The 14,685-nt window shown below is 71.8% G+C and carries 14 protein-coding genes; 3 read left to right on the forward strand and 11 right to left on the reverse strand.

Going from position 1 to position 14,685, the window contains the following annotated elements; genetic code table 11:
- Positions 1-37: 37 nt before the first annotated feature.
- From ctaD to lanL, 5 genes are all read right to left on the reverse strand, one after another.
- Entirely contained in the window at positions 38-1,684 is a 1,647-nt protein-coding gene (gene ctaD, locus ACFW2G_RS27175) for a cytochrome c oxidase subunit I (protein WP_052031325.1), read from the reverse strand.
- Between the two features lie 277 nt (positions 1,685-1,961).
- A complete protein-coding gene (locus ACFW2G_RS27180; RefSeq protein ID WP_370466627.1) occupies positions 1,962-2,834 on the reverse strand; it encodes an ABC transporter permease in 873 nt (290 codons plus the stop codon).
- The gene (locus ACFW2G_RS27185) at positions 2,831-3,901 is read right to left on the reverse strand and encodes an ATP-binding cassette domain-containing protein (RefSeq protein WP_384454053.1); all 1,071 of its coding nucleotides are present in this window, start codon (positions 3,899-3,901) and stop codon (positions 2,831-2,833) included. Before ACFW2G_RS27185 ends, ACFW2G_RS27180 begins: the two co-directional genes overlap by 4 nt.
- A 321-nt stretch (positions 3,902-4,222) precedes the next feature.
- Positions 4,223-4,378: a VenA family class IV lanthipeptide gene (locus ACFW2G_RS27190; protein WP_172671412.1), complete on the reverse strand. Its 156-nt coding sequence runs from the start codon at positions 4,376-4,378 to the stop codon at positions 4,223-4,225.
- 40 nt (positions 4,379-4,418) lie between these two features.
- Complete coding sequence (gene lanL, locus ACFW2G_RS27195) at positions 4,419-7,091, reverse strand: class IV lanthionine synthetase LanL (RefSeq protein ID WP_384453983.1); 2,673 nt, start codon at positions 7,089-7,091, stop codon at positions 4,419-4,421.
- A 1,082-nt stretch (positions 7,092-8,173) separates the two neighbouring features.
- On the opposite strand from lanL, the gene ACFW2G_RS27200 reads away from it, so the two are divergent.
- Both ACFW2G_RS27200 and ACFW2G_RS27205 read left to right on the forward strand, forming a co-directional pair.
- Positions 8,174-8,551 (forward strand): FKBP-type peptidyl-prolyl cis-trans isomerase, encoded by a 378-nt coding sequence (locus tag ACFW2G_RS27200; RefSeq protein WP_384453986.1) that lies wholly within the window; start codon positions 8,174-8,176, stop codon positions 8,549-8,551.
- Positions 8,552-8,713: 162 nt separating this feature from the next.
- The gene (locus ACFW2G_RS27205; protein WP_384583677.1) at positions 8,714-9,079 is read left to right on the forward strand and encodes a hypothetical protein; all 366 of its coding nucleotides are present in this window, start codon (positions 8,714-8,716) and stop codon (positions 9,077-9,079) included.
- On the opposite strand, the gene ACFW2G_RS27210 is transcribed toward ACFW2G_RS27205, so the two are convergent.
- The 4 genes from ACFW2G_RS27210 to ACFW2G_RS27225 all read right to left on the reverse strand — a co-directional run bounded on the left by ACFW2G_RS27210 (position 9,076) and on the right by ACFW2G_RS27225 (position 10,451).
- Positions 9,076-9,222, reverse strand: coding sequence for a hypothetical protein (locus ACFW2G_RS27210; RefSeq protein ID WP_157840316.1), 147 nt, complete (start codon positions 9,220-9,222; stop codon positions 9,076-9,078). The two genes, ACFW2G_RS27205 and ACFW2G_RS27210, sit on opposite strands and share 4 nt — an antisense overlap.
- A 248-nt stretch (positions 9,223-9,470) precedes the next feature.
- On the reverse strand, positions 9,471-9,863 hold the full coding sequence (locus ACFW2G_RS27215; protein WP_384453990.1) for a YciI family protein: 393 nt from the start codon (positions 9,861-9,863) through the stop codon (positions 9,471-9,473).
- Between the two features lie 118 nt (positions 9,864-9,981).
- Positions 9,982-10,254 (reverse strand): DUF4190 domain-containing protein, encoded by a 273-nt coding sequence (locus ACFW2G_RS27220; protein WP_384453993.1) that lies wholly within the window; start codon positions 10,252-10,254, stop codon positions 9,982-9,984.
- Between the two features lie 5 nt (positions 10,255-10,259).
- On the reverse strand, positions 10,260-10,451 hold the full coding sequence (locus tag ACFW2G_RS27225; protein WP_037929366.1) for a hypothetical protein: 192 nt from the start codon (positions 10,449-10,451) through the stop codon (positions 10,260-10,262).
- A 99-nt stretch (positions 10,452-10,550) separates the two neighbouring features.
- Between ACFW2G_RS27225 and ACFW2G_RS27230 the strand changes: the two genes are divergently transcribed.
- Positions 10,551-11,198: a TetR family transcriptional regulator gene (locus ACFW2G_RS27230; RefSeq protein WP_037928869.1), complete on the forward strand. Its 648-nt coding sequence runs from the start codon at positions 10,551-10,553 to the stop codon at positions 11,196-11,198.
- Between the two features lie 21 nt (positions 11,199-11,219).
- Here ACFW2G_RS27230 and gdhA read toward each other — a convergent pair whose 3' ends face one another.
- Positions 11,220-12,575: an NADP-specific glutamate dehydrogenase gene (gdhA, locus tag ACFW2G_RS27235; RefSeq protein WP_384453997.1), complete on the reverse strand. Its 1,356-nt coding sequence runs from the start codon at positions 12,573-12,575 to the stop codon at positions 11,220-11,222.
- A 209-nt stretch (positions 12,576-12,784) separates the two neighbouring features.
- Complete coding sequence (locus ACFW2G_RS27240; RefSeq protein ID WP_384454000.1) at positions 12,785-14,650, reverse strand: HAD-IA family hydrolase; 1,866 nt, start codon at positions 14,648-14,650, stop codon at positions 12,785-12,787.
- Positions 14,651-14,685: the final 35 nt, after the last annotated feature.

Genomic DNA, 14,685 nt, shown 5'->3' on the forward strand with positions numbered 1-14,685 from the left:
TTCTCCTTGCCTGAGCCGTGCGGAGCCCGGCGCCGGCTCAGTGAGCGGCCGGTTCGAGGGCGGCGATCTCGGGGTGGTGGAGGTCGAAGGCGGGCGACTCGCTACGGATGCGCGGCAGGGCGCGGAAGTTGTGCCGCGGCGGCGGGCAGGAGGTCGCCCACTCAAGGGAACGGCCGTAGCCCCACGGGTCGTCGACCTCGACCTTCTTGCCGTACCGGGCGGTCTTCCACACGTTGTAGAAGAACGGCAGGATCGACAGGCCGAGCAGGAACGAGCCGATGGTGGAGAGGGTGTTGAGCCCGGTGAAGCCATCCGCGGCGAGGTAGTCGGCGTAGCGGCGCGGCATGCCCTCCGCGCCCAGCCAGTGCTGTACGAGGAAGGTGAGGTGGAAGCCGGCCGTGAGGGTCCAGAAGGTGATCTTGCCGAGGCGCTCGTCCAGCATCGTGCCGGTGAACTTCGGCCACCAGAAGTGGAAGCCGGCGAACATCGCGTACACCACGGTGCCGAAGACGGTGTAGTGGAAGTGCGCGACCACGAAGTAGGAGTCGGAGAGGTGGAAGTCCATCGGGGGTGAGGCCAGGATGACGCCGGTCAGGCCACCGAAGACGAAGGTGACCAGGAAGCCGATCGTCCAGAGCATCGGGGTCTCGAAGGACAGTGAGCCCTTCCACATGGTGCCGATCCAGTTGAAGAACTTCACACCGGTCGGTACCGCGATCAGGAAGGTCATAAAGGAGAAGAACGGCAGCAGCACACCGCCGGTGACGTACATGTGGTGCGCCCACACGGTCACAGAGAGGCCGGCGATCGCGATCGTCGCGGCGATCAGGCCGATGTAACCGAACATCGGCTTGCGCGAGAAGACCGGAATGATCTCCGAGACGATGCCGAAGAACGGCAGGGCGAGGATGTAGACCTCGGGGTGGCCGAAGAACCAGAACAGATGCTGCCACAACAGGGCGCCGCCGTTGGCCGCGTCGAAGACGTGGGAGCCGAACGTGCGGTCGCATTCGAGGGCGAAGAGGGCCGCGGCCAGCACCGGGAAGACGATCAGGACCAGCAGCGCCGTCAGGAGCACGTTCCAGGTGAAGATCGGCATCCGGAACATCGTCATGCCCGGAGCGCGCATGCAGATGATCGTGGTGATGAAGTTGACCGCGCCGGCGATGGAGCCGAACCCGGACAGCGCCACGCCCATGATCCACATGTCCGCGCCGAGGCCCGGGGAGTGCACCGCGTCCGACAGCGGCGCGTACAGGAACCAGCCGAAGTCGGCCGCACCGCCCGGGGTGAGGAACCCGAAGGCCGCGATGAGCGAACCGAACAGGAAGAGCCAGAAGGCGAGCATGTTGAGCCGGGGGAAGGCGACATCGGGCGCGCCGATCTGCAGCGGCATGATCCAGTTCGCGAAGCCGGTGAACAACGGCATGGCGAACATCAGCAGCATGATCGAGCCGTGCATGGTGAACGCCTGGTTGAACTGCTCGTTCGACATGATCTGCGTACCCGGACGGGCCAACTCCGCGCGCATCATCAACGCCATGGCACCACCCAGGACGAAGAATCCGAAGGCGCTCACCAGGTACATCGTGCCGATCTTCTTGTGGTCGGTGGTCGTCAACCACTCCACCCACGAAGCCCGGCCCGTCCCTCCGGGTATCGCGTGATGCGGGGTCTGCGCCACACCCGCCGTGTTCTTCGTTCCTGCCACGTCCACCGGACGGTGCCTCCCTGTCGGCCGTACACATGACGGACCGGGAGGTGCTGCGGACGGGGGATCCGCCGCGCCTCCCGGCACCGCTTCATGATCGGCGTGGGGTCGGCGGCCCGGACAGGGCCGAACAGTCCCCCCGGCCCCGCCCGGGCAGGGCCGAACGGCCTGTTCCTGCCGCACGGTGGGGCCGGGGAAGCGGCGCCCGCGCCCGGTCGCCGTCCGCCGGCCGGGACCCGTGCGGTCGGGGTCATTCCGGGCGGCTGAAGCGCCGGGTGGCGTAGAGGAGGGCGAGGACGCCCGCGACGAGGAGGGCTGCGGCTTCCAGGAGGAGCGGGGGTTGGTGGCCGAACCATTCGATGCCGGCCGCGGTCGTCTGGTCGGGCACGCGCAGGCTGATGGAGCGGCGCAGCAGGTCCACGCCGTAGGCGAGGGGGTTCAGGGAGGCCAGCCCACGTGCCCAGCCGGGCAGGTTGTCGAGGGGGAAGAAGCCTCCGGACAGGAAGAGCAGCGGCATCATCACCAGGCCGAGGAGCATATGGAAGAGCTCGGCGCGACCGAGGCTGACGGCCAGGGCGAGCGCCAGGGCGGTGATGGTGAAGGAGGCCAGGATCATGCCGGCGAGGAGCAGGGCCAGCAGCAGCGGGTCGTAGGGCAGGCCGACCGTGCCGGCCAGGGCGAGGAGGACGGCGCCCTGGACGGTGGCGACCACGGTGCCGCCCGCGCAGTTGCCCAGGAGCAGGGTGGCGCGGCTGACCGGGGCCATCAGGAGTTCCCGCAGGTATCCGCTCTGCCGGTCGGTGATGAGGCGGATGCCGACCATGATGGCGGGGCTCTGGACGGTCATCATCAGCATGCCGGGGAAGAGGTACACCTGGTAGCCCACGCCGAGCGCGGCGGTGGGAATCAGGGCGGCCAGACCGCCTCCGAGGATGAAGAGGTAGAGCACCGGCTGGATCAGCATCAGCGCGGTGTGGGTGCGCTGCAAGGACAGGCGCAGCAGGTCGCGGTGGACCAGGGCGTGGACCGCGCGCAGTTCCCGGCGCAGGCGGGCCGGGGATGCCGGATACGGGTCGGCGTGGCCGTCGGGGTTTCCCGGCGCGGTGACGGCGGGGGCGGTCACAGGCCCTCACCCGCCGCCTTGGGCCCTGCAGTGTGGATGCTGCGGCCGGTGTGGTGGAAGAAGACGTCGTCGAGGGTCGGCGGGGTCGCCGAGGCGGCCCGGACGGGGATGCCCTCCGCGGCGAGGGCCGCGCACAGGCGGGGGATCCAGGAGCTGCCGTCGGGCAGGCGCAGGCTGATCCCGTCGGCGCCGACGGCAGTACGGGTGCCCGGCGGGGCGGCGCGGCGCACGACGCGTTCGGCAGCGGGGTCGTCGTGGGTGCGCAGGACCACCCGGTCGCTGCCGATGGCGGCCTTCAGGGCGGCCGGCGCCCCCTGCGCGACCAGGCGGCCGCCGTCGATGATGGCGAGGCGGTCGCAGTTCTCGGCCTCGTCGAGGTAGTGGGTGGTGACGAAGAGCGTGGTCCCCTGCCGTTCGCGCAACTGGCGCAGGTAGTCCCAGACCTGCGCGCGCGCGTGGGGGTCGAGTCCGGTCGTGGGCTCGTCGAGGAAGAGCACCCGCGGCTCGTGGAGGAGGCCGCGGGCGAGTTCGAGGCGGCGGCGCATGCCGCCGGAGAGGGTGCGGACCGGGGCCCGCCGCCGGTCGCCGAGGCCGATGGCATCGAGGGTCTCGGTGGTGCGCCGTCGGGCGTCGCGGCGGCTCATGCCGTACAGCCGGGCGTGGACGCCCAGGTTCTGCTGCACCGTCAGTTCCATGTCGAGTGCGCTGTGCTGGAAGAGCATGCCGACCTGGCGGCGGACCTGGCCCGGGTGGGTGAGGACGTCGACGCCTGCCACCGTGGCCGTTCCGGCGGTGGGGCGGGCCAGGGCGCACAGGAGGGAGATGGTGGTCGACTTCCCCGCGCCGTTGGGGCCGAGGAACGCGAAGGTTTCGCCCTGGTGTACGTCGAGGTCCAGGCCGCGCACGGCGGGGGTGAGGGTGCCGTCCGGGCCGGGGTAGCTCTTGACCAGGCCGCGGGTGCTGATGGCGTACGGCCCCCGGGCCGCTGGCCGCGCGCCGTCCGGGGCCGTGGCTGAGGTCGGAAGGGGCACCCGTGTGGGGGCATCGGCACCGGCGTGCGGCTGCATGGTCACTCAGGTCCTCGTCTGCTGGGTGTCGTCCACGGACTTGGGCGCGCGCTGGGTCGAAGGGGCGGTGTGGTGCTCGGGGGCCGATGCTTCGTGCCCCGTGAAGGCGGGGGCCGGACGCTCCGGCCGGTGGCTGCCGCGGGGGCGGCCACCGGCCGGAGGTCGGCCGGGATCCCTCGTGCTGCCCTGATCGGCTGGCGACGCGGGTGCACTGGGGGTGGCTGGCCTACGGGCGACCGGCGTTCATTGCCTCGTCAACAGCGGAGCGGTTGACGAGGCCGCCGGGCGGTATCGGATCCGCGCGGGCTGCTACGGCCTGGGTCAGGCGCAGCTGATGCCGACGCAGACGGTGTTGAGGAGCGTGAGCAGGCCGACGCACGCACACGTGTCGGCGAACGCAACTCCGTCGGCGCCGATCGGGTCGGTCTCCGGAAGGGCGTGCAGGTGAGCCAGCAGTTCGAGGTCGCGGTTCTCCATGACTATCTCCTTCTCTCGGTGGTGTCGACAGGGTTTCCTGTCAGCCCGGCTGCTGGATCATCCAGAGCCGGGAGTCTGTGTGGCGGGTCCGCAGGAGGAACGCCAGGATTCCTGCGGACCCGTCGCTCCAGCCCGTCGAGACGTCCCCGTACTCGTTGGGGAAGACGACGTGGCCGTTGCGGTGGATCTGTTCGGCGGTGATGAGGCGGGCCAGGGCCTCGGCCGACGCGTGGTGGGCGGGATCCCCCGTGGCGGCGGCCATGTCGAGGAGGAAGTCGCCGTTGCCCGCCAGGCCATGGCATTGGGCGAGGGGGGCGCGCGAGGCCCGCTCCACCACGGCCTTCGTCGCCGCCAGGGCGAGATCGCCGTACCGGTCGTCGCCGGTGGCCTGCCACAGCCGGAGCAGGAAGGAGCCGATCCCCGCGGAACCGTGGCACCAGTACGGGGCGGTCGGCACGTCGCCGGCCTTGGAGGGCCACTGTGCCGCCCCACCGACCGTCAGGGAGGCGGCCACCAGTGCGTCCCCCGCCGCCCGGGCCAGGTCCCGGTCTTCCTGACGGCCCGTGACGGCTGAAGCGGCGAGCAGGAAGCATCCGATGCCGGCCGTCCCGTGGGCGAAGCCGAGATAGCGTTCGCCGACGCTCCCGGTGACCACTTCGGGGGGCGCGGGCCAGCTGACACCGGACGGCTCGGACGTGGCAGCGGCGGCCAGCGCGTCGGCCGCCTCGACGACGCGTTCGGCGAAACGCTGGTCCCCCGTGCGGTACCAGAGGTGGGCGGCGGCCAGTCCGCTGCCCGCCCGGCCGTGGGTGATGTCGTGATGGGGTGCCGGTTCCTGGGGGGCCAGGGCCAGAGCCGTCGCGTGCTCGACGAGCACACGGTCGTCGAGGACCCGGCCGGCTTCGTACAGCGCCCATGCGGTCCCCCGGCCGCCGAAGTGCAGGCCGGATCGCGTGGAGCGGGTGTCCGTCCGCGCCGCCATCCAGTGTCCCGCCGTGGAGAGCACCTCCGGCAGGCGCCCGTCGCCGGTCAACTCGAAGTAGCGGGTCAGGACCGCGAGCACACCTGCGGCGCCCTGCTGCACCGTGCACGGGTCGGTCTCCCCCGCCATGGTGGACACCGGCCACAGGCGGCGTTCGTCCTGCGGGGTCATCGAACCGATGAGGTGGTCCACCATCCCCGCCACCGCGCCCTGCGTCGCGTCGGACCGCGAGGTCGGATGGGCCGGTCCCGCGGCGGCCCGGGCCGCAGGTCCGCGTACCGCCCGGCGGAGGGCCGCGCCGGCCCGTTCGGGGTCCCAGCGCTCGGCGGGGTCGTCACTCATCAGCCCGAGGATCATCTCGGTCAGGCCCTCGGGCAGCCGCAGCACGTCGTCACAGGCGGCCAGCCACCCGGCGAGCCGCTCGTGCGCGGTCCTGGCCGCGGGCTCCTCGGCCAGCAGGCTGGGGACCTTTCCGGTGAGGACGAAGCACACGGCGGCACCCAGGCTGTAGTAGTCGGCCGTGGGCGAGACCGGCGCGCCGGCCAGCCGCTCGGGGGCGCTGAAGCCGGGGGTCCCCACCGTGGTCGGGAGCGGGACGTCGTCCTTGAGGACGGCGAGCTCCAGGTCGATGAGGCGCAGTTCACCGTCGGGCCGGACCATGATGTTGCCGGGCGTGAAGTCCCGCAGGACGCAGCCCCGTGCGTGGGCCTCGGCGAGGAGATCCACCAGGCGGCCCGCCTGGGCCAGGGCCTCGGCGCGGTAGCGCTCGCCCCCGATGTCGCGGAAGCGCTCGGCGACCCAGTTGCGCAGCGGGACGCCCGGGATCTCCTCCTCGGCCAGGAAGAGGTGTCCGCCGTGCTCGAACACCGCAAGGAGCCGCGGGGCGAGGCCCGTGCCGTCGAGGAACTCCAGTACCCGGGCCTCCACGCGCAGCCAGTCGCGTACGTCGGATCCGGAGGCGTCGGCTTCCACGTGCGGCCGCGCCTCCTTGATGACCACCGGCGCGTTCGAGGTGACGTCCCTCCCCCGGTAGACACCGCCCTTGTTCGTGTGGCGGATCGCCTCCCGTACCGAGAAGCGGCCGCCCAGCAGTACCGGGGCCGTCGTGGCCCGCTCCTCGGTCGGCGCGGCAGGCACCGAGGCCGGGAACGGGCTCACCGCCCAGGACGGCGGGGAATAGCGGCCGGTACGGACGTCTTCCACGGGGTTGCCGTCCGGGTCCTCCATGTACCACACCAACAGGCCCGAATCGGAGAGCCGTTGACGGGCGACGAACGCCCCGTAGCGGTAGTGCACCAGGCTGTTCGCGGCGTAGGGCTGGTCCGACAGGATCCGCGGGCCGGCGAGGCCCGCCGTGGCCTGGTGCAGTTCCAGCGCGATCGCGGCCGCGTCGGCGTCGGAGCGGGGGTAGACGGTGATGAACTTGCCCGAGTTGCCCCTCGGTGTGGCCCGGGAGTTGAGCGCGCTCACCTGTTCCAGGGACCGGGCGAACTTGAACATGGAGTCCCGCAGCAGGAGCACGTCCAGGGACCGCGCCAGCACCGCGGGAGCGGAGGCGGACGTGGCCGACACGTGCAGCTTCCAGCCCTGCTTGCGTTGCGCCGCGGAGGCGGGTGTGAGGCGGCACCACGTCGTGTCCGTGTCCACGGTCCACTGCGCGGCCTGCCCCGTGGCCTCCAGTGACCTGCCCAGCAGGTCCCGGAGTTCGACTTCGCTTGCCTGGCTCGTCATGCCCATCCCTCTCCACCGCGAGGACTGCAGATTGGACTATGCCTTCGGAACATATAGAGCGTGCGTGCCCGCGTCACCCGGCGCAGCGAGCGCACTGTGTCGTTGACGGTGCCGGATGCTCTCGAACGGCGCGGAGAACGGAGTGCACGCGGGCGCACAAAGGCGCCCATCCCCATTCCTCCGGATTACCTTGCGGCCGGAGTCATCCGTGAACAACAACAGAAGCCGGCCGGGATCGAGACCTTCTCCATTCCTCATAGAGGATTCCGCCGAGCATGAATACGGACCGCCCACCCATGCAGCCAACTCCTGAACACACCGCAGAAATCCACACCGTCGGCAACGAACGCGAACGCCCTGCCCTGCACTTCCTGCCGAACTCCGGATCCGATGTGGGCCTTCCACCCGCCCCCTCTGTTTCGACCTGCCCCATCCCAAGAGAACGCCAGGCTCCGGCCGTGTCGCGGTATCCGTCGCGAGGGCGACACCGGGCGATGCCCCGGCCCAAAGCTTCGCCGCCGAGGAGCGCCGAGTAAAGGGCCCGATTTCGCCACGCTATGGGCCGGCTACGGAACGCGACAGATCGCGCCGCCGTGAATCCCGATCACGGTCCTGGGCTGCACTCAAACGCAATCTCCCAGCCCCTTGAATTTCGCTCAGCCCTCACGATGCGGCCGAAAACCGCGAAAACGACCCCTCCATGATCGATCGAACGGTGATCGAACGGTGCTCTGCCGACGAGACGGGCGATACGGTAGAGGTGCACAGCACCTTGGCTTTCCATTGGGGCAGTTCTGAAATTTGCGGCTGCCGTGGTCCGTCATCGGGCATGCTCGCCGGCCCGGTGCAGGTACCGGAACGCCACAACCGTGGTCCGTGGGGAGCACGGGGCGGACTTGACGGCCTGAATGAGCGGCCCTTTCACCTCACCTGCCGCCGTCCCGCCCGGCTTCCGCCGAGCGGATTCCTCCCGCACCGCTCCGCGGGGGACGCGCTCCGACCGGTCCGCGTTCTCGGTAGCGTGATCGTCCAGCGTACGGAGTGACCGTGCGCCCGGCCGGTCCGTACGAGGGATTGCTGTGATGACTGAACCGACGAAGCCCGAGATCGAACGTCCCGAGGGAGAGGCTCCGCAGGAACTGACGGTCCGGGACCTCCTTATCGGGGACGGCGCCGAGGCGAAGCCGGGCAGGGTCGTCCGCGTCCACTACGTCGGGGTCACCTTCGCGTCCGGAGCGGAGTTCGACGCCTCTTGGGACCGGGGCCAACCGTTCAAGTTCGCCGTGGGCGGCGGCAGGGTCATCAAGGGCTGGGACCGGGGGATCAGAGGAATGAGGGTCGGCGGTCGTCGCGAGATCATCATTCCGCCGCGCCTCGGCTACGGCGACCGCTCCCCCTCGCCGTTGATCCCTGCGGGTTCCACCCTGGTCTTCGTGGTGGACCTGCTCTCCGTGGTCTGAGGGATGCACGGCCGGGCCCGCGACCGGTACCGGCGCATGGCCGCACGCCCGGACGGTCCATGTCCTTGCGGGCTCGGTCGAACTCGTCGACGATGCTTTCGAGCCCCGGCCTTCCGGAAACCACCGGTCCCGGATCGGTACGGGAGAACAGGGGGAAGAGAAATGACAGGTCACGGCCACCCGCAGAGGCGCCCCGCGGTCGCGTGGGCGATCGCCGGGATCCTCGTGCTCGCCGGACTGGTCTGGGGTCCCGCGGCGACCGCCTCGGCGGCAGCTCCGGCCGCCCGCCACGCTCCCGCCGCCACGGCCCTGCCGCAGGGCGGCGCCCTCGCCGGCACCGGCGCGGCGACTGCGTTCCGGGCACCGACGTCGTCCCAGGCCCAGGCCGCAACCGGGGTCAAGAAGGGCAAGAAGAAGAGCAAGAAGAAGAGCAGCTGGCTGAAGAAGCTCGTGATCGTCGTGGTCGTGGTCGTCCTGCTGCTGATCGTCGTGGTCGTGGGCCGCCGCGCCCTGCGCCGCAGGTCCTAGTGCTGTGGCTGCTCCGCGGCCGTCTCGCCGGCGGGGGCAGGCAGTCGCCGGAGTTCGAGCAGCGCCATCGCGATCTTCACTCCGGTGGAGATCGTCAGGGCCTGGAGGAACGGCATGCCCGTCAGCCACAGGGCAATGGTCATGGCCGTGAGCACCAGGAACGCAGGCAGCAGATTGGTCCGTTTCAGAACCGTTCGCACGTGTGTGGCCTCCGGCATCGCCCTGTCCCTTCCTCGCGGTCGCCCTTCGGTACCGAGCCTCGCGGGCGCCCCGGGGGACTGCCACCGCTGCCACCCGCCGCGCCGCCGTCCGGCGTACAGGTTCACCAGGCCGGCCCCGAGCGGTCTCCGGTCGCCGGGCAGGCGGCTTTGCAGTCCGGCGGGCCCGCGGCTCAGGCAGCCGTCGGGTCCGCCGGAATCGGGTGCACCTCGACCGGGTCGCTGCCGGGCTTCCCGCCCGGTCCGGGGCAGGCGGACGCCCGTGCGGCGATCTCCAGGGCCCGCTCCTCGCCCGTGACGTCGACGACCCAGTACCCGGCCAGGATGTCGCCCGCCCGAGCAGGCCCGTCGGTCACCCGGGGCCGGCCGTCGCTCCCGGCCCGCACCGTCTTGACCAGCGCGGGGCCGCCGAGGCCCTGCCCGTCCACCCATTCCCCGGTGGAGGTGAGTTCGTTGTTGAGGGCGTCCATGTGCGCGAACATGGCCCTCATGTCCTCCTCGGAGTACGACGACATGAGGGCGTCCCACTCTGCGGCCGGTACGTTCATCTGGATCATGTACTTCATGTTCCTCACCCTTCCGGGGCGACTGCGCTCCGCATCCTGACGAAGAGGTAGACCGGCGGCGGCCGGAGAACTCATCGGTGGCGCCGGACCGTCCCGGTCGGCCCGCGGTCCGGGGACCTCAGGCCAGGCTCCACGACCAGGTCCCGTCGGCGGTGACGAGGCAGGCGAGGAGTGCCACGTCGGCGAGGCCCAGGCCGACGGCCAGGCGGGCCCGGCCGGGCCTGCTCGTGTTCCGCAGGAGTGCGAGGGCGCCGAGGACGACGGCGGTCGGGCCGAGGATCAGGTTCATCACCAGCAGCCCCACCAGGCCGAGGACGAAGCCGGTGACGGCCATCGCGTCGGCGTCAGGGGTACCGGCCGGGGCCCGGGCCGGGGTACGGGGATCCGTCATCGGGGTCATCGGACACCCCGGGGGTCGTGGCCGAGCCGTCCGGCCCGGCGGTGTCCGGAGAGGTGCTCGCGTGCGGCGAAGAGGGCGAGCCAGCAGGCGATGGCGAGACCGGCGACCGCACTCACGGGGGCGGGCACATGGGCCACGGTGCCGAGGACGACGCCGAGCACCAGCAGCGCGCCTACGAGGAAGAGCATGAGAACGTCCTCCATTCCGGTAACAGTTGTTCACTGACTACCCGGTTCAGTTTGCATCATGCTGGCGGCGGACGACTGTGACGCGGTTGACTTCGCGCCATGAGTGCTCAGACCGGCCTTCGCGAGACCCGGCGCCGCCGCACCCGGCGCGCCCTCCTGGACGCGGCCCTGTCGGAGCTGGCGGAGCGCAGCTTCGGCAGCCTCGGACTCCGGGAGGTGACCCGGGCGGCCGGAGTCGCCCCCACCGCCTTCTACCGGCACTTCGGCGACATGGACGAGCTGGGAACCGCGCTGGTGGAGGAGGCACTGGACAGCCTGCACGGGACGGTGCGGGAGATCCTCGACGCGAGTGGTGACGCCGAACAGCGCGGCGGTGCCGCGGTGCGGCTCATCGCCGCACTCGTGCGCGAGCGACCGGCGCACGTCCGCTTCCTGGTCCGTGAACGCCACGGCGGGGTGGCGGTGGTGCGCGATGCCATCGCCGCGCAACTGGACGTCTTCGCCGACGAGACGGGCGCCGCGCTCGGTTCCGATCCCGTGAGCGCGGGCTGGCAGGCCGATGACGTGACCATGCTGTCACGGCTGCTGGTGGACCACATGTTCATGACGGCCTCGGCGTTCCTGACCGCATCCCTCCGGGGCGAGGACTGGTCGGCCGCCACCGGCACGGCCCTCGCCCAGCTGCGCCTGATCCACCTCGGGCGGGTGCACTGGGCCGACGGGCCGGCCGACGGGGTGACGGGGTGACGGCGCGGCGTGGGCGTCGGATCAGATGACGCCCTGGGCCAGCATCGCGTCCGCCACCCGCTCGAATCCCGCGATGTTCGCGCCGGTGACGTAGTCGCCCGGGGCTCCGTACCGCTCGGCGGTCTCGTGGGCGACCGCGTGGATCGCCCGCATGGTGGCGGCCAGTTCGTCCTCCACCCGCTGCGCGCTCCAGGCCACACGGCCGGCGTTCTGGCTCATCTCCAGGGCGCTGACCGCGACACCGCCCGCGTTGGCGGCCTTGCCCGGCCCGAAGGCGACCCCGGCCTCCCGCAGGATCCGCACGGCCTCGGGCGTGGTCGGCATGTTGGCGCCCTCGGAGACCGCCCTGACCCCGCCCGCGACGAGGGTACGGGCGTCCTGCGCGTCCAGTTCGTTCTGCGTGGCGGACGGGAAGGCGACGTCCGCGGGTACCTCCCAGACCCGCCCGCCGGGCACGAACCGTGCCGAGGATCCGCGGCGCGCCGCGTACTCGCTCACCCGCCCGCGCTCGACCTCCTTGACCTGCTTGAGCAGTGCCAGGTCGATGCCCTTGTCGTCGACGACGTAGCCGTGGGAGTCCGAGCAGGTCAGCGGGTTGGCGCCGAGCTGTTGCAGCTTCTCGACCGTGTACAGCGCGACGTTGCCGGAGCCGGAGACGACCGCCGTCAGCCCGTCCAGCGACGCGCCGCGGACCTTGAGCATCTCGGCGGCGAACAGCACGCTGCCGTAGCCGGTCGCCTGGGGCCGGATCGCGGAGCCGCCCCAGCTCTGGCCCTTGCCGGTCAGGACGCCGGCCTCCCAGCGGTTGGTGATGCGCCGGTACTGGCCGAAGAGGTAGCCGATCTCACGGCCGCCGACGCCGATGTCCCCGGCGGGGACGTCGGTGTGCTCCCCGATGTGCCGGTGCAGTTCGGTCATGAAGGACTGGCAGAACCGCATGACCTCGGCGTCCGACCTGCCGTGCGGGTCGAAGTCGCTGCCGCCCTTGCCGCCGCCGATCCCGAGGCCGGTCAGCGCGTTCTTGAAGATCTGCTCGAAGCCGAGGAACTTCACGACGCCGATGTCCACCGACGGGTGGAAGCGCAGACCTCCCTTGTACGGGCCGAGCGCGCTGTTGAACTCGACGCGGTAGCCGCGGTTGACGTGGACCCGGCCCCGGTCGTCCTGCCACGGGACACGGAAGACGATCTGCCGCTCGGGCTCGGTGAGCCGCTCCACCAGGGCCACGGCCGGGTCGGCATACTCGGGGCGGGCGGTGAAGACGGGGGCCAGGGTGTCGAGGACCTCCCCTACCGCCTGGTGGAACTCGGGCTGTGCGGGGTTGCGGCGCTCGATCTCGGCCCGCAGCGTTTCCAGCCTGTCCTTCGAGTCCTTCACGTATGTCCTTCCGTCGGTTTGCACGGACAGCGCGCCGCGAACACGCGCTTTCGGAAGAGTTCTTCCGCAGAGCGGCTCCTTCGCGGAGGCTACCGCGCGCGGTGCCGCTCCGGACAAGGCTTCTGCCCCGCGGACAAAAAAGCGTGTCAGCGGCCTTACCCCCGGGCCGCCGTCGCCGCGCGGTGGGGGTGGGCCGTCCCGCGCGGCCGTCAGGAGAAGCGGAAGGTGGTGACCACGGCAGCGTGGTCGGAGGGCCAGTCGTTGGCCGCGACCTCCGGCCAGGGGGCGATGCGGCCCGTGGCCAGGGTCGTGGAGTCGACGACGGTGAGGCGGTCGCCGGAGTGGAGCACGAAGTCGATCCGGTCCTGCGGTTCCGGGCGGCCGCTGCCGTCCTCATGCCACGGGTGGACGGGCGACCAGGTGGTTCCGGGAGCCACCACCGGGTCCGGGTGGGCCTCGCGGTAGGAGTCGCGCAGCCCCGCCCGTTCCACGGCGCGGGAGACGGGCCAGTCCACCGGTCCGTAGCCGCCGTGCAGCGGGGCTGCCGTGGGCGTCCAGTCCAGGTGCGAGGGGGCGTTGAAGTCCCCCACGAGCAGGACCGGGGTGCGATCGGCGGCGGCGAGGTCCGGCGCCATCCGGTCCAGGACCGCGTTGATCTGCCGGACCCTCCCCGACTCCTCCTCACGGGCTTTCAGTTCGGGTGCGGCCAGGCCGTCGAAGCAGGCGTCGTAGGGGCCGTACGGCGTGTGGTTGAGGTGGGCGGTCCACAGCACCAGCTCATGCGGGGCGCCGTCGGGACGCTCGTCGAGCCGGATCCGGGCCCCGGCCGCCCCGTAGAAGCCGACCTCCGGGTCACCGAGGGTGTCCACGACCGGGTGGCGGCTGAGGATCGCGAGGTTCTCCCCGGCGCTGTGGTGGAACCAGCCGAGCGCGTCGGCGAGTTCGGGCGCGGCGTGCACGGCGGTCTCCTGGAGGCCGACGGCGTCGACGTCGGCGGCGAGGAGCACGGCCAGCTGCTTGTCGCGGTGGGCGTCGACGGGGCTGCCGCCGAGCCACAGGTTCCAGCTCATCACCCGGACCCGGTCGAGCGCGGGTGCGTCCGCGGCCGCCACGGGGATGCGGACGGTGAGGTGGGCGGTGGCGCCGTGCGCGTCGACCGCGGTGATCTCGGCCGTGGCCACGGCCACGGCGGCGGAGTCCTGCCCCGGCAGGGGCGACGGGGTACCGGCGAGGGTGCCGTCGGCGTGGACGGTGAGCCAGTCGGGGCGGTCGGCGGCGGCGAAGGTCACCGGACGGGCCGCGCCGCGCAGGAGGCCCGCGACGCGGGCGGTGAAGGGCCGGCCGGCGCGGGCGCGGCGGGTGGTGAACCCGGGGACGAGGAACCGCGGTGCCGGTGCGTCGGCGACCAGGGCCCGCAGCCGGTCCGGGGTGGCCTCTTCCAGTGAGTCCAGCACGGTACGGCCCGGGGCCGCATCGATCCCGGTGACGGAGGGCACGGCGAGGACCTGGCAGCCGGCTGCTTCGGCCGAGGCGATGCCGGTGGGGGTGTCCTCGACGGCCACGCAGGCGGCGGGCGCGACCCGCAGGGCGCGGCAGGCCGCGAGGTAGGGGTCGGGGTGGGGCTTGGTGAGCGCGGTGTCGTCGGCGGTGACAGTGACCGTGAAGCCGCCGTGGCCCTCCTCCGCGAGGGCGGCCACCACGGTCTCGGCGACCTCCCTGGGGGAGGCGGTGACCAGGGCGGTGGGGACGCCTTCGGCACGCAGTGCACCGAGCAGGGCCAGCGCGCCGGGCCGGGGGACGACGCGGGTACGGACCCGGTCGGCGAAGGCCCGGTGCAGCTGGGCCGCGATCGCTGCGGCGGGGGCGCCGCTGCGGGCGGCGAGGACGCCGGCGGTGTGCTCCACCGGCCGGCCTAGCACGTCCGGCTGGTCGGTTTCGAGGAGGACGTGCCCGAGCCGCTCGGCCGCCTCCGCCACGGTGTCCCACCAGAGCCGCTCGGTGTCGACGAGGGTGCCGTCCATGTCGAAGAGGACGGCTTGCAGCGTGGTCGGGACGGGAGAGTGCGAGGACGTCACGAACGGGGTCTCTTTCCGGTGCGGGGTGGTGGGGT

It is taken from the genome of Streptomyces sp. NPDC058880 (assembly GCF_042742535.1).
Classification (GTDB): domain Bacteria; phylum Actinomycetota; class Actinomycetes; order Streptomycetales; family Streptomycetaceae; genus Streptomyces.